The 19,411-nt window shown below is 30.1% G+C and carries 18 protein-coding genes; 13 read left to right on the forward strand and 5 right to left on the reverse strand.

Features of this window, described 5'->3' with window-relative positions; all coding sequences use genetic code 11:
- The 4 genes from M3Z80_RS04920 to dnaX form a co-directional block, all read left to right on the forward strand.
- A partial coding sequence (locus M3Z80_RS04920) for a hypothetical protein (protein ID WP_293918121.1) occupies positions 1-347 on the forward strand: 347 nt, incomplete at its 5' end.
- Positions 348-524: 177 nt separating this feature from the next.
- On the forward strand, positions 525-2,288 hold the full coding sequence (argS, locus tag M3Z80_RS04925) for an arginine--tRNA ligase (RefSeq protein WP_293918123.1): 1,764 nt from the start codon (positions 525-527) through the stop codon (positions 2,286-2,288).
- A gap of 1 nt (position 2,289) precedes the next feature.
- Positions 2,290-2,709: a Fur family transcriptional regulator gene (locus M3Z80_RS04930; RefSeq protein WP_293918125.1), complete on the forward strand. Its 420-nt coding sequence runs from the start codon at positions 2,290-2,292 to the stop codon at positions 2,707-2,709.
- Positions 2,710-2,755: 46 nt separating this feature from the next.
- Entirely contained in the window at positions 2,756-3,844 is a 1,089-nt protein-coding gene (gene dnaX / locus M3Z80_RS04935; protein ID WP_293918126.1) for a DNA polymerase III subunit gamma/tau, read from the forward strand.
- Here dnaX and M3Z80_RS04940 read toward each other — a convergent pair.
- Entirely contained in the window at positions 3,822-4,034 is a 213-nt protein-coding gene (locus M3Z80_RS04940; protein WP_293918127.1) for a hypothetical protein, read from the reverse strand. The two genes, dnaX and M3Z80_RS04940, sit on opposite strands and share 23 nt — an antisense overlap.
- Positions 4,035-4,044: 10 nt before the next feature.
- On the opposite strand from M3Z80_RS04940, the gene M3Z80_RS04945 reads away from it, so the two are divergent.
- The 4 genes from M3Z80_RS04945 to M3Z80_RS04960 all read left to right on the forward strand — a co-directional run bounded on the left by M3Z80_RS04945 (position 4,045) and on the right by M3Z80_RS04960 (position 7,677).
- Entirely contained in the window at positions 4,045-4,467 is a 423-nt protein-coding gene (locus tag M3Z80_RS04945) for a hypothetical protein (protein ID WP_293918128.1), read from the forward strand.
- A gap of 403 nt (positions 4,468-4,870) precedes the next feature.
- Positions 4,871-5,611 (forward strand): FKBP-type peptidyl-prolyl cis-trans isomerase, encoded by a 741-nt coding sequence (locus M3Z80_RS04950; protein WP_293918130.1) that lies wholly within the window; start codon positions 4,871-4,873, stop codon positions 5,609-5,611.
- Between the two features lie 30 nt (positions 5,612-5,641).
- On the forward strand, positions 5,642-6,418 hold the full coding sequence (locus tag M3Z80_RS04955) for an FKBP-type peptidyl-prolyl cis-trans isomerase N-terminal domain-containing protein (RefSeq protein WP_293918132.1): 777 nt from the start codon (positions 5,642-5,644) through the stop codon (positions 6,416-6,418).
- Positions 6,419-6,546: 128 nt separating this feature from the next.
- Positions 6,547-7,677, forward strand: a complete 1,131-nt coding sequence (locus M3Z80_RS04960; protein ID WP_293918134.1) for a DegT/DnrJ/EryC1/StrS family aminotransferase — start codon at positions 6,547-6,549, stop codon at positions 7,675-7,677.
- 71 nt (positions 7,678-7,748) lie between these two features.
- Here the strand turns inward: M3Z80_RS04960 and M3Z80_RS04965 are convergent, their stop codons facing one another.
- Positions 7,749-9,107, reverse strand: a complete 1,359-nt coding sequence (locus M3Z80_RS04965; protein WP_293918150.1) for a hydroxymethylglutaryl-CoA synthase family protein — start codon at positions 9,105-9,107, stop codon at positions 7,749-7,751.
- Between the two features lie 337 nt (positions 9,108-9,444).
- On the opposite strand from M3Z80_RS04965, the gene M3Z80_RS04970 reads away from it, so the two are divergent.
- Positions 9,445-10,641, forward strand: a complete 1,197-nt coding sequence (locus M3Z80_RS04970; protein WP_293918136.1) for an aspartate aminotransferase family protein — start codon at positions 9,445-9,447, stop codon at positions 10,639-10,641.
- Between the two features lie 109 nt (positions 10,642-10,750).
- On the forward strand, positions 10,751-11,467 hold the full coding sequence (gene deoD / locus M3Z80_RS04975) for a purine-nucleoside phosphorylase (protein WP_293918138.1): 717 nt from the start codon (positions 10,751-10,753) through the stop codon (positions 11,465-11,467).
- A gap of 74 nt (positions 11,468-11,541) precedes the next feature.
- Here deoD and M3Z80_RS04980 read toward each other — a convergent pair whose 3' ends face one another.
- The 3 genes from M3Z80_RS04980 to M3Z80_RS04990 all read right to left on the reverse strand — a co-directional run bounded on the left by M3Z80_RS04980 (position 11,542) and on the right by M3Z80_RS04990 (position 14,462).
- Positions 11,542-12,861, reverse strand: coding sequence for a M28 family metallopeptidase (locus M3Z80_RS04980; RefSeq protein ID WP_293918140.1), 1,320 nt, complete (start codon positions 12,859-12,861; stop codon positions 11,542-11,544).
- A complete protein-coding gene (locus M3Z80_RS04985; RefSeq protein ID WP_293918142.1) occupies positions 12,848-13,306 on the reverse strand; it encodes an energy transducer TonB in 459 nt (152 codons plus the stop codon). Before M3Z80_RS04985 ends, M3Z80_RS04980 begins: the two co-directional genes overlap by 14 nt.
- A 631-nt stretch (positions 13,307-13,937) precedes the next feature.
- Complete coding sequence (locus M3Z80_RS04990) at positions 13,938-14,462, reverse strand: energy transducer TonB (RefSeq protein WP_293918144.1); 525 nt, start codon at positions 14,460-14,462, stop codon at positions 13,938-13,940.
- A 461-nt stretch (positions 14,463-14,923) separates the two neighbouring features.
- Between M3Z80_RS04990 and M3Z80_RS04995 the strand changes: the two genes are divergently transcribed.
- The 3 genes from M3Z80_RS04995 to M3Z80_RS09805 all read left to right on the forward strand — a co-directional run.
- On the forward strand, positions 14,924-16,600 hold the full coding sequence (locus M3Z80_RS04995) for a M23 family metallopeptidase (protein ID WP_293918146.1): 1,677 nt from the start codon (positions 14,924-14,926) through the stop codon (positions 16,598-16,600).
- A gap of 196 nt (positions 16,601-16,796) precedes the next feature.
- Entirely contained in the window at positions 16,797-19,007 is a 2,211-nt protein-coding gene (locus tag M3Z80_RS05000) for a TonB-dependent receptor plug domain-containing protein (protein ID WP_459251440.1), read from the forward strand.
- A 233-nt stretch (positions 19,008-19,240) separates the two neighbouring features.
- A partial coding sequence (locus tag M3Z80_RS09805; protein ID WP_366519856.1) for a formate--tetrahydrofolate ligase occupies positions 19,241-19,411 on the forward strand: 171 nt, incomplete at its 3' end.

Raw genomic sequence — 19,411 nt, forward strand, 5'->3', positions numbered from 1 at the left:
ATCCATTAAATGCAGTACAGGATAATAGAGAAATAGTTTTGCCCGGTGCCGTATTGTTATCTCCATCATTACCTGTATTAGGAGGTATTGGAGGTTCTGTTCTGGGCCCTATCGGAAGTAGAATAGGAGGAAGCATAGGAACGATAGGAGCAGGCGCTTTAACTATTGGTGGCACATGGGGCATACTAAGTGGAGGTATGCCTAATCAAAAGGGAGTACAACGAATAGTAGTACCACAAGATTGCGGTTTTAAAGAAGGACACATGATCGGAGATTTAATAACAGCGATGGAAAAAATGCAAAAAAGCATGGGAGCAGGCAATCCTGTAATTGCAGCCAACATTTAGTTTTCTATAATTTTTTATCGAGAACAATCAAAAAGTTGCTGTAAGAATGCTTTTATCCATACTTTGTTAGTATAATCAAATAGAGGCTTACGAATTCATTTTTAATTGTTGTCTGATAAAAAGTTACATTTTTAAGGGAAATCCCTAAATTTGTGAATTCAATGCTAATTTAAAATAATGAACCTAAAATCTTATATAAAAGAACAATGCATAAAAGCAATTGAGAGTCTGTTTCAAATACAAGTTGAAGATGTTGAAATACAAATAACTAAAGAAGAATTTGAAGGAGATTATACCTTGGTAGTTTTTCCTTTGGTTAAGTTAGTGAAACAAAAACCGGAGGAAGTAGCTAACAAAATTGGAACGTATTTAACAGATGAAGAAGATTTTGTATCTTTTAATGTAGTTAAAGGATTTCTCAACCTAACACTAAATCCTACCATATTTACTCGATTATTAAAAGAAAAGTTTAAGACAGAAGATTTTACGCTTACAGAAAAGAATCCAAAAAAAATAATGGTAGAGTATTCTTCTCCCAATACCAATAAGCCAATTCATTTAGGCCATATTAGGAACAATTTGCTTGGATTTTCAATCAGCAATATTCTTAAAGCTGCAGGGAATGAAGTAATAAAAGGGCAAATCATAAACGACAGAGGAATTCACATCTGTAAATCCATGCTTGCCTGGGAAAAATACGGTAATGGTGAAACTCCCGAATCAACAGGAATTAAAGGAGATCATCTTGTTGGGAAATATTACGTAATATTCGATCAAAAATATAAACAAGAAATAACCCATTTAGTATCTACCGGTGTAGATGCAGAGGAAGCTAAAAAGAAAGCTCCTATACTCTTGGAAGCTCAAGAAATGCTAAAGAAATGGGAAGCAGGAGACCCAGAGATTAGAACATTGTGGGAAAAAATGAATAGTTGGGTATACGCCGGTTTCAATAAAACTTATCAAAGATTGGGCGTAGATTTCGATTTGGTACAATATGAAAGTAACACCTATTTACTTGGAAAAGATGTCATCGAAGAAGGATTAAAAAAAGGAGTATTATTTAAGAAAGAGGACGGATCTGTATGGGCTGATTTAACAGATGAAGGGTTAGACCAAAAATTGCTATTACGCGGAGATGGTACATCTGTATATATAACACAAGATTTAGGTACAGCAGTAGAAAGATTTAACAAATATAGCCTCAATGAACTAATATATACAGTAGGGAATGAACAAGATTACCACTTTCAGGTATTATTTCTTATCTTGAAAAAATTAGGATATAGTTGGGCTGATAAATTATACCATCTTTCCTACGGAATGGTAGATCTACCTAGTGGTAAGATGAAATCTAGAGAAGGTACGGTGGTAGATGCCGATGAACTGATGGAAGAGATGCATCAGGAAGCGGTGAAGAAAACAACGGAATTAGGAAAACTAGAGGGTTATACAGAGATTGAAAAACAACAGGTAAATGAACTTATAGGGTTAGGAGCTTTGAAATATTTTATACTAAAAGTCGATCCCAAGAAACGAATTTTATTTGATCCGAATGAAAGTATTGAATTTAATGGAAATACAGGTCCTTTTATTCAATACACCTATGCCAGAACCTGTTCCGTATTAAGAAAAGCTTCACATGAACCTATTGAAATTAAGCATAAAAATTTAAATGAAGCAGAGCTAAAATTAATTATTTTATTATCTACCTATGAAGATATAATTGAAAAATCTGCTAAAGACTTAAATCCGGCTTTAATAGCAAACTATATATATGAGGTTTCAAAAGAATATAATTCTTTTTATCAAAATAATCGCATTTTGGATGCAGATATAGAGGAAGAGCAACAAATACGATTAGCTATAACGCAATGGACAGGGAATGTGATTAAAGATGGGTTGCAATTGTTGGGCATAGGGGCCCCGGAAAGAATGTAATATGAATCAAGAGTTAGAAAATATATTACGGAACAAAGATATCAACCCGACAGCGATGCGTTTGTTAGTTTTAGAATATTTTCTCAAACAAAATACAGCTATATCTTTATCGGATTTAGAGTCGGATTTTGATTATTCGGATCGAACCACCTTGTTCAGAACCTTAAAAACTTTTGAAAAAAAAGGATTATTGCATAGCATCAATGAAGGGAACATTACAGTATATGCCTTATGTACGGATGATTGTTCAGAAGAGCATCATGCTGATAGTCATATACATTTTTGCTGTAAGAATTGTAAAAAAATATTTTGTATGCATTCGGTAAAAACTCCTTATGTAAATATACCCTCAGGATTTATTGCTGAAAAATTGGATATAATTGTTCACGGATTGTGTGTAGAATGTTCAAAGATTACATAAGAAATTAACGAGGAGAAGAAGAAAAAATAAGTAACTTTGTAAACTCATGGAAAACTTTGTAGTTTCAGCTCGAAAATATAGACCTTTAGAATTTGATGCGGTTGTTGGGCAAAGTCACATAACAAATACGTTGGAACATGCCATAACTAACAATCAGTTAGCTCAGGCATTACTTTTTTGTGGGCCCAGAGGTGTGGGTAAAACTACTTGTGCGCGTATTTTAGCAAGGAAAATTAATGAAAAATACGGAGAAACCGATGAGAATGATTTTGCTTTCAATATCTTTGAATTGGACGCAGCCTCTAATAATTCTGTTGATGATATACGTAATTTGATAGAGCAGGTACGCTATGCTCCTCAAGTAGGGAAATACAAAGTCTATATTATAGATGAAGTGCATATGTTGTCTAACGCTGCTTTCAATGCTTTTCTAAAAACCTTGGAAGAACCTCCCGCACATGCTATTTTTATTTTGGCTACTACTGAGAAGCAAAAAATTATTCCAACTATTCTTTCCAGATGTCAAATTTATGATTTCAAAAGAATAGAAACTGATGATATAAAAAATCATTTAAAAAAAATAGCAGAACAAGAAGGTATTCAATACGAAGACGATGCGATTTATATCATCGCTCAAAAAGCCGATGGAGGTTTACGAGATGCCCTTTCCATGTTTGACAGGCTGGTCACATTTACACAAAAAAATTTAACTGTCGCAGCGGTTACAGAAAATCTTAGTATTCTCGACTACGAATATTATTTTAAAATTACAGACTTATCCTTAACAAATGATATTCCGGGTTTATTACTGTCATTCAATGGTATCATAAAAAAAGGTTTCGACCCACAAATATTTATTTCAGGTTTGGGAAGTCATTTCAGAGATTTAATGGTAGCACAAAACCCACAAACTATTGCATTATTAGAGGTGGGCGAAAATACAAAACAAAAATACTTTCAACAGGCGCAAAAGTGTACTCCGAAATTTTTAATAGATGCGATTGAAATATGCCATCAAGCAGATATAAACTTTAGAAATAGTAAAAGCCCCAAACTCTCCATAGAGATAGCTCTCATGCAATTAGCTTCGTTAACTGCAGGAGGAGGTAATGTTAAAAAAAAAAATTTAGAATAATACCACCCCCTAATTTTGTTTTAGCTAAGCAAGAAATTAAATTACCGGAAAAACCTTTAGTAGATGCTAGTCCCCAAAAAGTTTTAGAAAAAACGAAAGAACCAGTTGTTAAAACTATTCCTGTAAAACAAAATGTTAAAAGTAATACACCATTAGGAAATCCTACTAAGAATACATCTTTTCTTTCCATAAAAGGTTCTTTGCATTCAGCTTTGCAGAAAGAAGATGAGGTGAGTAGTTTAGATTCTTCTGAAAAAGATAAGGACGATTTTCCTATAGATCAAGTTAAGATTTTTTGGAATAAATATTTGGAAACATTAAAAAATCAACCAGTCGTTTATAGTATATTAAATACAACCCAATGTACCGTAAAACCTGACCATATAGTTTTCTTTGAATTCCCTTCCAATTCGGCTTATGATGAATTTGAAAATTTGAGAGAAGATATATTTCAGAAGCTGAAAAAAGAAGTTAATAATTATTCTATAAATTTTAAATACAAAATTAAAGAAACTCAAAGAACTATACTTTTGACAGATAAAGATAAATATAATAAAATGGTTAAAATTAATCCGTTATTGGAGAGATTAAAAAATGATTTCCGTTTAGATTTCGATACTTAAAATTGATAAGAATTTTTTTAGAAAGTCATGAAATAAGCATTAGAATAAATAAATTTTAACTTAAGAATGACCTAATTAATAAAAATAAAAATTGTACAATTAATTTTAGATTTATTTTATTTTAAAAGTACTTATATCAAGATCAAATTTTATACATTTATCTCGCATATTGGAAAAAATTTCTAAAAAAATATGTTGAAAAATAATAACTTATAAATTCATTATTACTGAAATAAAATTAATTCCTTTATTGTATAATATTAACTAAAATTTATATTCGTGTTTCGATAAAATATCGGATATTTGCATTGTTCTTATTATATTGGAAAAAAGGAATAAATTACAATCATTTTCAGTATAAAAATTAGATTGTTAAGTATTATATAATATTAAAAATAAACGAATGAAAAAAAACACCCTCATTGCAGTTTTATTTATAGCATCCTCATGGTCACTCTCTGCACAGGACAAAATAGAACTTAAAACAGATAAAGATAAATTTTCGTATTCTATTGCAATAAATATTGCTCAGAGTTTAAAGCAACAGGATATGTTAAATGATGTAGATATAGACGTATTCACTAAGGCAATGAAAGATGAAATAGCCGGTAAGCCTTCTTTAATGCCAATGGATTCTTTAAATTCCTTTATGCAAAAATATTTTGCTAAGAAAAGACTTGAGTTCGAAAAGAAAAGACAAGAACAAGGCGAAGTAAATAAAACAGAAGGATTAGCATTTTTAGAAAAAAATAAAAAGAAAAAAGGTGTAATTACCACTGCTTCAGGATTACAATATGAAATTTTATCAAAAGGTAAGTCCGTTGAAAAACCAAAGCCTGAAGATATGGTAAAAGTTAAATATACAGGAAAACTATTAGACGGAAAAATATTTGACTCAACAGACCAAAATAATTCTGGACAACCTATAGAATTTCAGCTAAATAGAGTAATTAAAGGATGGACTGAAGGAGTTGCATTAATGACTAAAGGTTCAAAATACAGATTTTATATACCTTCTGAACTTGCTTATGGACAAAATGGAGCAGGTATAGAGATAGGCCCAAACTCAGTATTGATATTTGATATAGAGTTAGTTGATTTTAACAAACAACCTGAAACTACGGAAGAAGATAATTCAAATTAGAAAATAATTTTATAATAACTATTTAACAAAATGATAAAAAAAACATTTTTATTGACATTAGTTGGTCTTAGCCTTGTTGCATGTAATAAGGAAGAACAAAAAGTTACGAAATTAAATTCAGATGATGAAAAAGCTGCATATGCAATTGGCTTGGATTTAGCTCATAACTTTAAAATTCAAGGATTCGATAAAGATTTAAATGTGAATATTATAAAGCAAGCTATGGAAGATAAATTTGGGAATAAAGAATTATTATTTTCAGAAGATTCTATACAGTTTTTTATGAAAGATTATATTCCTAAACATCTTGAAAAAGTATCTAAAAGAAATTCCGAAGAAAGTAAAAAATTCTTAGAAGAAAATAAAAAGAAAGACGGGGTTAAAACAACAGCTTCAGGTTTACAATATAAAGTAGAAAAAGAAGGAAAAGGAGATAAACCTTCTGATGAAGATATAGTATCTGTAAACTATATATTAAAAGGTATAGATGGCTCTATTATTGAAGATTCTAAAAAACAAACTGACGGTAAACCAGCAGATATACCATTATCAAGAGTAGTACCTGGATGGAGAGAAGGTGTTAAATTGATGTCTAAAGGAGCAAAATACACTTTATATGTACCATCAGATTTAGCCTATGGAGATAACGGACCGGCAGGGCCAAATATGGCTTTGATTTTTGAGGTTGAATTAGTTGACTTTAAACCTATGCCAAAAGAATTAAAAGATCAAGCAGGTATGGAACAATTATCACCGGAACAAATAGAACAATTGAAAAATCAAATTCAGCAACAGAAAAATAAATAAAATAATTTATTAAAAAAGCACCATTTTGAAAGTAATGAACTCTTATTTAATTTAAATAAGAGTTTTTCTTTTTATAAAAGTTAGGTTACAATTTGATTTATTAAATTTGTGCTTAAAATTATTTACTTATGAAGAAAATACAAATGGTAGATTTAATCAACCAGTATAAGCATATAAAACCGGCTATAGATAAAGGATTTGAAGAGGTATTAAATACGGCAGCTTTTATAAACGGTCCCCAAGTAAAAGCATTTTCTCAAAATTTAGAAAAATATTTGGATGTTAAGCATGTTATTCCATGTGCTAACGGTACAGAAGCCCTTCAGATAGCACTAATGGCTTTGGATTTAAAACCCGGTGATGAGGTAATTACAACTGATTTTACTTTTGCAGCTACTGTAGAAGTAATTAGTTTACTAAAACTGAATTCCGTATTAGTAGATGTAGACTATGAAACGTTTACGATAAGTCCAGAAGCCATAAGAAAAGCTATTACACCAAAAACTAAGGCTATTATTCCCGTACATTTGTTTGGACAATGTGCAAATATGGAAGAGATTATGAATATTGCTAAAGAGCATAATTTATATGTCATAGAGGATAATGCTCAGGCCATAGGTTCTGAATATATTTTTAAAGATGGAACTCGTAAGAAATCCGGTACAATAGGTACAATAGGTACAACTTCCTTTTTTCCTTCAAAAAATTTAGGTTGTTATGGAGATGGGGGAGCCATATTTACTGAAAATGATGAGTTAGCTTATAGAATAAGAGGAATTGTAAACCATGGAATGTATAAAAGATATTACCATGATGAAGTAGGGGTAAATTCACGCTTAGACAGCTTACAAGCAGTCGTATTGGATGCGAAATTACCCTTATTAGATTCGTATAATGAAAAAAGAAGAAGGGCCGCTGATTTTTATGATAAAGCTTTTTCCAATCACCCTAATTTAATTATTCCTTTAAGAATAGAAAAATATTCCACTCATGTATTTCATCAATATACGTTGAAGGTAATAAATTCTGATAGAAATGCTTTACAACAATATCTTTCAGAGCGAGAAATCCCAGCCATGATTTATTATCCGGTTCCTTTAAGAAAACAAAAAGCTTATGACACAGGTAAATATAAAGATGAGGATTTTTCTAATACTGATAGACTAATTAATGAGGTGATTTCTTTACCTATGCATACGGAATTAGAAGATGATCAACTCAAATATATAACTGAAAATGTTTTAGGTTTTTTTAAATAAAAATAAATATACAAGTTAAAAGCCTGAGAATTATCTCAGGCTTTTTTTATATAAAATTATTTGAATTTCTTTTAATTTATAAATTTGTAATATCTCGCTCCCAGTAACTCAGGATTATCATTTTCAATTCTGTCTAAAATATACTCATTTTTAGGAGGGAGTATAGATTTTTTCAATTCTTTCTTATACAAAGAATGATAGGTTTCCATATTAATAGAATGAGTAGAAGCTAAATATTCAAATAAACCTAGCTTTTCAGTTTGAATTTTCCAATCTTTTTCGACAAGGCCTTCAAAAGTTTTAGATTTAGAACCGCTTCCATAAGCTAAGAAACCAAATTTTTCTCCAGTTATCTCTGAGTTATTTTTAAAATGATAATATAAAGTGGATAATAAGCCCATAAAAATCGATCCAGTGTACATGTTTCCTATATTAGAAGAAGCTATTTCAGCAGGACCAAATTTCTCATTTGCAAATGTTTTGTATTCTACAGTTTTCCCTATTTCTTTAATACGATCAGTATATTCCTTTTCCTGGGTAGGTAAAGATTCTTTTAGTTTAGAATCTAAAGCATATATTTCTGAGAACATTCTTCTTCCTTGAAAGGAATAAGGTGAATGTACAATAATACTTTTCCACTGATTATAAAGAGTAATATCTATGCCTAATAATTTTTTCAGATGGAAATATGCACCTTTTAGCCTATTCTGATAGCACATATTGGAATATTGACCATCAAATATGGGTTGTTCTTTGAAAAGATTGATTTCTTCCTCTTGTATTCCAAACCATTCTGAATTAGTATCATTTTGGGTTACTTCTTTTTTAGATATGATTCTTTTGGGTTTGAAAAAATCAAAAACCCCCTTAGTGCTAATTCCTACTTGATTGCCAAATGAAATTATTCTTGGATTTGCAGATAATAATAAAGCTACAGCACCTGCTCCTTGAGTATATTCACCTGTAGAATTAAGATCATATTTTGCATAATCAGTGCAAATGACAATTGCTTTTTTGTCAGGATTTAATCGAATATAGTCTAATGAATTATGAAAGGCATCCACACCGCCAATGCAGGCAAAAGTAAGGTCGACTGCATCACAATGCTCGAAAGAACCATTACCATAAATATCTTCCATTAATGATATTAAAAAAGATCCAATGGGCTTGGAGGAATCTATACCGCTTTCTGTTCCTACATAAATACGACTAATTTCTTCCGGTTGCAACTTTTCTTGTTTCAATAGTTTTTTTAGCGCATTTGCTGCAAAAACTATAACGTCTTGATGCACATCCGGAAGAGACATTTTTAATAATCCTAATCCCTTTTCGAGTTTGGCCGGCTCTATATCCCTAGCAATAGCTAAATCTTTTATTGGTAAATATATTTTTGGGATATCAAAAGAGAATGCATCAATACCCACTTTTATATCATAGTTCATAATATCAATAAATTCTTTACAAAAATAATAAAAACTAATTTATTAAAAGGGTGGACAACATAATATTTACGGAGAATAAAAAGCTTTTAACGGTAATTATAATTCGTAATCATATTTTATTTCTAAGTATAAATGCTTATTGATAATTGAATTTAATTTAGATAAAAATAAGAATATGCACAGAGATATTTAAAATTACTTTAAATTTTTATCCTTCATATACTTCAAGGTAATAAATATGAAACGTTTAGAAAATTTAATTAGAAATTCACTTCACTTATGCTGCAATATATTCCGTATTTTTGCAAGCAAAAGTCAATAAGCAATGGGTAAATTAAAAGAAGATTTTTTTAACTATCAGGCAAAAACAACTCTTTATGCTTCAGGTTTTGAGGTGGATAAGGCAGTTGGTAATTATATATATGGGAAAGATGGTAGAGCTTATTTGGATTTTGTCGCCGGAGTTTCTGCAAATACTTTGGGACACTCGCATCCTAAGGTGATACAGGCAATAAAAGATCAAGCGGATAAGTATCTTCATGTTATGGTATATGGGGAATATGCCCTAGAAAAGCCGGTACAAATATGTAAGATGTTATCGGAAAATGTTCCGTATCCTCTACATACGACTTATCTGGTAAATTCAGGTACTGAAGCTATAGAAGCTTCTATGAAATTAGCAAAAAGATATACAGGTAGACAGGAGATCATATCCTTTGTAGATGCTTATCATGGAAACTCTCAAGGTTCTCTAAGTTTAGCAGGCAGAGATACGAATAAAAAACCATTTGAGCCCTTATTACCTCAAATTAAATTTATAAATTTTAATAAAGAAGAAGATTTATGTCAAATCACTGAGAAAACTGCTGGCGTAGTAGTAGAAACTATTCAAGGAGCAGCAGGTTTTATTACTCCTGAAAATAATTACTTAAAAAAATTAAAAGATAGGTGTGAAGAAGTTGGAGCTTTATTGATTTTAGACGAAATTCAACCAGGTTTTGGAAGAACTGGTAAATTGTTTGCTTTTCAATGGTATGATATAGTTCCCGATATATTGGCAATGGGTAAAGGCATGGCTGGAGGAGTTCCTATTGGAGCATTTATGGCTTCGGCTGAAATGATGGATACGTTGGCGGATCATCCCAAATTAGGACATGTCACTACCTTTGGAGGAAACCCAATACCGGCAGCTGCTGCTTGTGCGGTTATGGAGGAACTACTCACAACCGATTTGATGGAACAGGTACATTACAAAGAAAAATTGTATAGAGATCATTTAATCCATAATGAAATTATATCTATTAATGGAAGAGGACTAATGTTAGCGGTCCAACTACGATCGCCTGATTTTAGCTTGAAAGTAGCTGAAAGATGTATGAAAAAAGGATTAATTGTGTTTTGGCAATTCTATAGGAATGAATTTTTAAGAATTTCTCCTCCTTTAACCATTACGCCGGAAGAAATAAAAAAAGGGTGTGATATAATTTTAGAATCCATTGATGAAATAGCTAAAGAATTCTAAGTAAATATTTTTTCAGTATATAAATTATAGACTTATAAAAAACATATACATAATAAGGATAAGAATACTATCTTTAATTTCGCATAATAAATAATTAAAATTAAATAATATGGCTACTGCACACATTCAAGCAGAATTAGGAGAAATTGCAAAAACAGTATTGATGCCCGGAGATCCTTTACGAGCAAAATATATTGCGGACAAATATCTGGAAAATGCAAAGCAATTTAATTCAGTAAGAAATATGTTTGGATACACAGGAACGTATAAAGGGAAAAAAGTATCCATAATGGGTTCCGGAATGGGAATGCCAAGTATTGGTATATATTCTTACGAATTGTACTCTAAATATGGTGTAGATACGATTATTCGTATTGGTTCTGCAGGTTCTTACGTAGAAAATATCAAGATATATGACATTGTCTTAGGTAGTTGCGCTTATAGTGAATCAACATATGCCAAAGTTCAATCAGGGTACGATAAAGATAAAACATATCCTTCAGAAAAATTAAATTCATATATTTCAGACAAAGCAGCTGAATTGAAAATTGAAATTCATAAGGGATGCATACATTCCAGTGATGTCTTTTATGTAGAAGGAGGGACAGATTATAAAAAATTAGTTCAAGAGCATGAATGCGCCTGTGTTGAAATGGAGAGTTTTGCTTTATTTCATAATGCACAAGTTTTAGGTAAAAATGCAGCTTGTTTATTAACTATTTCAGATTCCTTTATTACCCAAGAAAATATATCGGCAGAAGCAAGACAGACGTCTTTTGATAGTATGATGATACTTGCACTAGAAACAGCTATAGGGTTTGAGTAAGGCTGTAAAAATTATTATAAACAAAAAAGGCAGATATCTATTACATATCTGCCTTTTTTATATACCATATTTTTTTACAGAGCATTTATAAATTTTGTTAATAAAGCTATCAATTTGTCAAAAGCATACAAAGATACTTCTTTATCGTATATATCATGATATCCACTTTTACCGCCTAAAGTATAAATATAAAAAGAAGGAACCCCTTTTTCATAAAAAGGACAATGGTCGCTATTACATGCGCTTCCTCTAATTTTGACCTGCTTTAAATAATTATACATATAACTTATATTTTCAAGTTTATTAAATTGTTTATAAAATTCCTTTCCGTTAACAACTTGTATTCCTTCTTCTCCAGTACCAACTATATCAAAATTAAGAAGGAATTTTATTTTATTTAAATCAAACAACGAATGATCTACAAAATACTGAGATCCTTTTAATCCGGCTTCTTCTCCAGCAAAGGCAATAAAAACTGTGTCAAAATCAGGTGTATTTTGTTTGTAAACTTTTGCCATAGATAGTAATAATGCGATACCGCTTGCATTATCATTAGCTCCGGGAAAAATAACATCATTAATTTTGCCAAGATGATCGTAATGGGCGGTTAAAACGATAAGACTGTCTGAACGCTTACCTTTAATAAATCCTATTACATTTTTAGCTTCGAAATTTGGCTCAAAACGTGTGTTAATATCTAAGGATACTGAAGTGATAGTTTCCGGAACTGACTGACTGTTGATAAATAGATCTACAGTTTTAGTCTGAATAGGGCTCAAAGAGTGTATAAACTTAGATGATGTTAACTGTATAATCAAGGGTACGGAAATATCCAATTCTCCATTGGAAATAAGTTGAGGAATATCGTGATATAATTCATTTGCCGTTTTATCCTGCATGGTCATATTTTCAGGAAATACTTTATTCGGAAAAATCACACAATTCTTGTCTATTCTTTTCATTTCTTTATTGAAATAGGAAAAATCTTGCGATTCAAAAAGACTTTCTATGACGGAAGCATTGAAAGTAATAGGCGAGAAATCTCCTTGTAGAGAAGGAGAACCGGCACCTACCAAATAATCCGAACCAAATTTCAACTCCTTACCGTTTACGGATACAGAACTTTTTTCAATAATATTTATTGGATAGGTAAAGGGTTGGAAATAAGAATTTTGAAACTTTAGTATTCCGATTTTTTCAAATTGTGAAGCAATTTCTTCTGATGCTTTCTTCATTCCGTCATCAACATAGCCGCGACCTGAAAATTCAGAAGAGGTTAATTTTTTGATAACCTGTTCAGCATAAACTTTAGGGGTTTGTGCTATGGAAAAGCTAATAGAAAAAAAAACTAAAAGTGAAATAATAATAAGAAATCCTGATTTAGTTATTCGCATCTTTAATATAAAGTTTATGATCTTTATGTATTTTGAACTTTACTCTTAAAATATAATAGGATCGTACGCGCTTATTATCGATTTTGGCTGAATTCCATTTAGCTTGTGTTTTTTTTAAAACTCGTATAATTTCCTCGCCACATCCGTATCCGACATCTTTTAAGATTTCAAAATTACTAATTGTTCCGTTTTTTTCAATAACAAATTTAACAATTACTTTTCCTTGAATATCATTTTTTAAAGCTTGATCCGGATATTCAAGATTGGATGATAAAATTTGAAATAATTGCTTCTTTCCCCCTTCATATTCTCCTTTGGTACGAACTTGATAGGGTTCATATATATTATTAACTGTATCTTTTTCTACTCTTTGAGAAGAAAGGCTATTAACAAGCAAGAAAGCAAGCAATATGGGTATTATTTTGGTTATTTTTTTATTTAGCATAATTGAAATTTATCTAAATTTATGAAACATTAAATAATAAATATGGTGTAAAGTAATGAAAAAAATCAATTGTTAAAGATAATTATTTGCATTTTATTTATCTTAAATTGTTTTTTAGATGTTATATTATTATTTATTAGATATTTAATGTATATCATATAAATTTAAAATATTGAATTGAGTCGTTAAAGTTTAATTTAATTAAGATGTCTTTTTTACATGAATAAGTGATATATGTTAACTGTATATTTTTAAAAGTATACAAATAAGAGTATACAAATTATTTGTTTAAACTAATTCTTTCTCTTTAATTGATTAAACATGAATTAATAATGTTAAATAATCAAAATTAAAAATTTCATTTTTTATTTTGATGAATATTTAGTTTATTTACTGTATTTATTTTATATCTAATCAAGGTGTGTATTGTGTATATTTGATAAATTATATGAAAATATTAGTAAGCACGAAATCTAAAATATTCACGATTGGCTCTAAGTGAATATAACTTTTAGATTGATCTTTATGTATTAATTTTACTCGTAAAAAATAATAGGATCGCATGCGCTTATTACTGATTTTGGCTGAATTCCATTTGGTTTAGGTTTTCTTTAAAACTTGAGTAATTTCCTTAGTCGCCAATACGTCCATCCGAAAGAACAAATAACACTACTTTCAAAATACATAAGAATGGCATTAAGTAAATATCAACTTTAGATTCATCTTTATTTATTTTACGTATTTTGAACTTTACTCTTAAAGTATAATAGGATCGTACGTTCTTATTATTGATTTTTGCTGAATTCCATTTGGTTTGGGTTTCATTTAAAATTCGAATAATTTCCTCACCACATCCGTATCCGATATCTTTTAGGATTTTAAAATTACTAATTGTACCGTCTTTTTCAATAACAAATTTAACAATCACTTTTCCTTGAATATTATTTTTTATAGCTTCATCCGGATATTTCAGATTGGATGATAAAGTTTCAAGTAATTGCTTCTTTCCCCCTTCATATTCTCCTTTGGTACGAACTTGATTGGGTTCATATATATAATTAACTGTATCTTTTTCTAATTTTTGAGAAGAAAGACTATTGACAAGCAAGAAAATAAGCAGTGCTGGTATTATTCTAGTTATTTTTTTAGTTAGCATAATAGTTGTAATTTATCTAGATTTATGAATATTAAATAATAAATATGGTGTAAAATAATGAAAAAAATCAATTGCTAAGTATAATAATTCGCGTTTTATTTATATTAGATTTTTTTTAAGACATTATATTGTTATTTATTAGATATTTAAAGTATATTATATAAATAAAAAAAAATTGAATTGAATTGTGAAGTTCATTTAAGTAAGATGTTTTTTGTAAATGAATAAGTGATATATGTTAACTCTATATTTTTAAAAGTATACAAAGAGTATACAAATTATTTGTTTAAACTAATTCTTTCTCTTTTGATTAATTAAAATTATGGAGTTTGTTGAGGAAAAAGTTAATTGAATTAAAATGTTAAATAATCTAAATAAAAATGAAATTCTTAATTTTGACGAAGATTTAGTTTATTTACTATATTTTATATCTAATCAAGATGTGTATTTAAAAAAATTACATGAAAAAAATAGCAAGTACGGTATTCATTGTATTCACGATCTTCTCTAATTCTCAAAATTATCCGAAAGATTTTGTCTCTCCATTATCTATACCTATTTCCTTATCAGCCAATTATGGTGAGTTAAGGAAAAATCATTTCCATTCCGGTTTAGATATCAAAACCCAGCAAAGGACAGGTCTGTCAGTGTTGGCGGCCCAAGAAGGTTATGTTTCCAGAATAAATATTTCGGCCTATGGATATGGAAAAGCAGTTTATATTGATCATCCCAACGGATATACTACCGTGTATGGGCATTTAAGTGAGCTGAAAGGAACTATTGAAGAAAGGGCTCGCCAAGAACAGTATAAAGATAAAAAATATGCTGTAGATTTTTACCTTAAACCGGGAGAAATACCGGTAAAGAAAGGGGAAATAATAGCTCTATCAGGAAATACGGGAGGGTCGGGAGGCCCGCATTTACATTTTGAAGTTAGAGATACTAAAACCGAAGAAGTTTTAAATCCTTTTTTATTTGGATTTGATATAGGCGATAACATAAAGCCAATTATATCAGGGATATGGATTTATCCTATTAACGATGGTGAAGTAAATAATAAGACAAATAAAATAATTGTTGCAGAAGGAGGTAATTATACTGTAAGTGGAGAAATAGGATTTGGAGTAAAAGCTTATGACAAACAAAATGGATCTAATAATTTAAATGGTATTTATTTTATAAAAACTTATGTCAATGGAAGTTTATTATCAACTTTTCAGGCAGATAAACATTATTTTAATGAAACTCGTTTAATTAATGCTTCTGTAGATTATACGGAGTTGCTATCGAAAAATAGTTGGATATATCGCACTTATTTATTACCAGGTAATACATTACAAATGTATGAACAAGAGGTAAATAGAGGGATTGTAAAAGTAGAAGAGGGACAAATCTATACTGTTAAAATAGAAGTAGGAGATTTTTCTGGAAATATCACAACTCGAAATTTCACCATGAATGGAGTAACTCAAAAAAGTTTTGAAAAAGATAAGGAAACATTGCCTACAAATGATAAGTACTCTGTTAATTTAAAAAAATCTTATACCTTTAAGCAAGACGGACTATCTCTAGATTTTGAGAAAGGTTCATTTTATGAAAGTTTTATATTTGATTATAAAAAATTAGGTGTTAACAAATATCTTGTACACAGATCTTCAGTACCAATACATAAAAAATATGATATGACTCTCACTCCCGATTGGAGTAATTTAGATAAGTCAAAAGCGGATAAATATGTTATTGTTAGAGAATCCAATTTTGGTCCGCTAAAGAAAGAATATTTAGATACGTCCTTTGAAAATGGTAAATATAAAGCTACTCCCAAAGATTTTGGAATATTTTATTTAGTATTGGACGAATCAGTACCAACCATTAACTGTCCTATGCTTTCAAAAACAGAAAAAATAGGGAATAAGCTAATTTTTAAAATCAAAGATATAGGTTCGGGTATTAACACTTATGATGTTTTTATTGACGGGAAATGGATATTAGCTGAATACGAATACAAGGACAACAGCCTTTTTATTTCCGATTTAACAAAAGAAGGAATTGAAGTAGGAAAACATCAAGTAGAAGTAATAGTTACCGATAAAGTAAATAATAAAAGTATATATACGAGCAACTTTGAAAAATTATAAATTTCTCACGTTTTTAGTTTTATGGATGATCTCTTTTACCGCATGGGGGCAGACCATAAAAATTTCAGGTAAAGTGGAAGATGAACAAAGAAATCCTATACAGGGAGCGCATGTTTATTCAAACTATGGTCAGCATTCTATATCTGATCGGAGTGGATATTATAGTTTACAACTACCTATTTATACTACGGTAGTAATGACTGTTGAACATGATAATTTTGTTAAAGATTCTATAAATGTTGACATAAAAGATATAGATATTGTAGCTGATTTTAAGTTAAAGAAAGAAAAGGTTCTTCCTGAAATTATTTTTAAAGGAACTCGTAAAAAATCCTCCGATTTATCCATGCATCATATCGCCGTTAATAATATTGAAAACACACCGACTCTTTCCGGAGGGGTAGAAGAAATATTAAATACCGTATTTGTTAGTACGGCCAGTGAGCTTAGCTCACTTTATAGAGTGAGAGGGGGTAACTACGATGAAAATTTAGTATATATAAACGGAGTAGAAGTATATAAACCTCTAACTGTTCGTAGTGGTCAACAAGAAGGTATGAGTATTATTAATCCGGCTATGGTTTCCTCCATTAATTTTTCTGCGGGTGGTTTTGAATCTCGATATGGAGACAAAATGTCAAGCGTATTAGATATACTCTATAGAAAACCGCTAAAGTTTGAAACCGATCTGGAGGCAAGCTTATTAGGAGGAGGAGCTACTTTTGGCTATGCTGATAAAAAACAAAAATTTTCTGGTCTTTTAGGTGCGAGATATCGAAATACAGATCTTATTCTAAATACATTCGATGGAGATACGGATTTTAATCCCGAATATTTTGATATACAAACTTTCCTTCAATATAAATTAGCTACGAAATGGAATCTTTCATTTTTAGGAAATTACGCATCCAATGATTATGAAATGGTACCTAAAAAAAGAGAAGTAGAATTCGGAACTTTAAATCAGCCAATAAAATTGAATGTTGCTTATAATGGGCAAGAAAAAGATAAATATAAAACGGCAAATGGTACCTTATCTTTGGAATTTAAACCTTCAAATAGATTAGCATTTAATTGGGATGGATATGGATTTCATTCGAAAGAACAAGAATATTTTGATATTTCTGCCGGATATATGCTACGAGAAGCCGATAATGATACTGGAGATTTGATTCCTTCATTTAATACTGGGGGACAAATTAATCACGGAAGAAATAATTTGGATATGCTTGTAATCGGGACACAGTTAAAAGGTAAATATAAATTAAATGTTAATTCAGCATTTGAAGCAGGTTTTCAATATCAACGCGAAGATATAAGAAACATTAAAAACGAATGGATGCTTATAGATTCAGCTGGGTATTCTATACCCCGGCCTATCTTTCCCCCCGGAAATTTAGATGAATCCGATTTGGTGTTGTTACATCATGTTTCTGCAAATAATAAGCTCAAATCTAATCGTATTAATGGGTATTTGCAATATATAACAAAATTTTTTTGGAATAGAACCCGTGTATTGATTAATGCAGGAGTGCGAGCTACTCATTGGGATTTTAACGGAGAAACCAATATCAGTCCGAGAGCACAAATAGCAATTAAACCCGATTGGGAAATAGATATGTTATTTCGATTTGCAACCGGATTTTATTACCAACCCCCGTTTTATAAGGAAATAATGCATCTGGATGGAACACTTAATGATAAAATAAAATCACAACGTTCCATACATTTTATTTTAGGTAATGATTATGAGTTTAAAATGCTTAATAAGCATCCGTTTAAATTAACAACAGAAATTTATTATAAAAAATTAGATGACCTTATCCCTTATTTTATAGATAATGTACGAGTAGTTTACACCGGAGAAAATAATTCCAAAGGGTATGCCTATGGAATAGATGCTCGATTGAATGGAGAATTTGTTTCCGGAGCTGAATCGTGGTTGTCAGTTTCGTATGGTAAGACAAAAGAAAGTATAGATGGGAGAGGATATATTCCGCGTCCTACTGATCCAAGATTAAAAGTAGGATTATTTTTTCAAGATTATATGAAAAATTATCCTCGTTTTAAGGCAAATGTAAATTTGGTTTATGCTTCAGGCCTTCCCAATGGAGCACCACTTTATACAGATCCATATGTGTATCAAACAACTTTATCGGATTATAAACGAGCGGATGTCGGTTTGACATATGTTGTTGTAGATCAAAAAATGAATAAAGCACGTTTAGGGTCCTATTGGGAAAAATTTAAGGAATTAACTTTAGGGTTTGAAATATTTAATGTGTTTGATGTAAGAAATACCATAAGTAATGAATGGATAAGAGATGTAAATTCAACTTCATATTATGCCGTACCTAACAAACTAACAGGAAGATTTTTTAATGTTAAATTGAATGTAAAATTATAATTTTCTGAGACTAATTTTATAACAGATGCAATTCAATTTTCTAGTAATAAATTATAAAAATAGGGTGCGATAAGCCAAACTTTATTGATGTAAAATAGTAAGAGAAATTGTTGTGTTATTTGTTAGAATCAATTACTTTATAAGTATTATTAGGTTAAATGAGATAAATTTTATTATATTTGGATTTATATATATGAAATATAATAATAATAATCAAAAATAGATATAAAACTATGAAATCAGATATAGAAATAGCTCGTTCTATAAAATTAAAGCCTATTAGTGAAGTTGCTGAAAATTTATCCATTCCTTTAAATGAATTAATACCATATGGAAATTACATTGCAAAAATTCCTCAAGATCAAAAATCAGAAGATAAAGTAAAAAAATCAAACCTAATATTA

The organism is Apibacter sp. (assembly GCF_025291155.1).
Classification (GTDB): Bacteria; Bacteroidota; Bacteroidia; order Flavobacteriales; family Weeksellaceae; genus Apibacter.

Excerpts from the sequence above, each read along its gene's own strand:
- argS (WP_293918123.1), top strand. The coding sequence starts at position 525 with ATGAACCTAAAATCTTATATAAAAGAACAATGCATAAAAGCAATTGAG.
- M3Z80_RS04930 (WP_293918125.1), top strand. The coding sequence starts at position 2,290 with ATGAATCAAGAGTTAGAAAATATATTACGGAACAAAGATATCAACCCG.
- dnaX (WP_293918126.1), top strand. The coding sequence starts at position 2,756 with ATGGAAAACTTTGTAGTTTCAGCTCGAAAATATAGACCTTTAGAATTT.
- M3Z80_RS04940 (WP_293918127.1), bottom strand. The coding sequence starts at position 4,034 with ATGGAAAGAAAAGATGTATTCTTAGTAGGATTTCCTAATGGTGTATTA.
- M3Z80_RS04950 (WP_293918130.1), top strand. The coding sequence starts at position 4,871 with ATGAAAAAAAACACCCTCATTGCAGTTTTATTTATAGCATCCTCATGG.
- M3Z80_RS04955 (WP_293918132.1), top strand. The coding sequence starts at position 5,642 with ATGATAAAAAAAACATTTTTATTGACATTAGTTGGTCTTAGCCTTGTT.
- M3Z80_RS04960 (WP_293918134.1), top strand. The coding sequence starts at position 6,547 with ATGAAGAAAATACAAATGGTAGATTTAATCAACCAGTATAAGCATATA.
- M3Z80_RS04970 (WP_293918136.1), top strand. The coding sequence starts at position 9,445 with ATGGGTAAATTAAAAGAAGATTTTTTTAACTATCAGGCAAAAACAACT.
- deoD (WP_293918138.1), top strand. The coding sequence starts at position 10,751 with ATGGCTACTGCACACATTCAAGCAGAATTAGGAGAAATTGCAAAAACA.
- M3Z80_RS04980 (WP_293918140.1), bottom strand. The coding sequence starts at position 12,861 with ATGCGAATAACTAAATCAGGATTTCTTATTATTATTTCACTTTTAGTT.
- M3Z80_RS04985 (WP_293918142.1), bottom strand. The coding sequence starts at position 13,306 with ATGCTAAATAAAAAAATAACCAAAATAATACCCATATTGCTTGCTTTC.
- M3Z80_RS04990 (WP_293918144.1), bottom strand. The coding sequence starts at position 14,462 with ATGCTAACTAAAAAAATAACTAGAATAATACCAGCACTGCTTATTTTC.
- M3Z80_RS04995 (WP_293918146.1), top strand. The coding sequence starts at position 14,924 with ATGAAAAAAATAGCAAGTACGGTATTCATTGTATTCACGATCTTCTCT.
- M3Z80_RS05000 (WP_459251440.1), top strand. The coding sequence starts at position 16,797 with ATGACTGTTGAACATGATAATTTTGTTAAAGATTCTATAAATGTTGAC.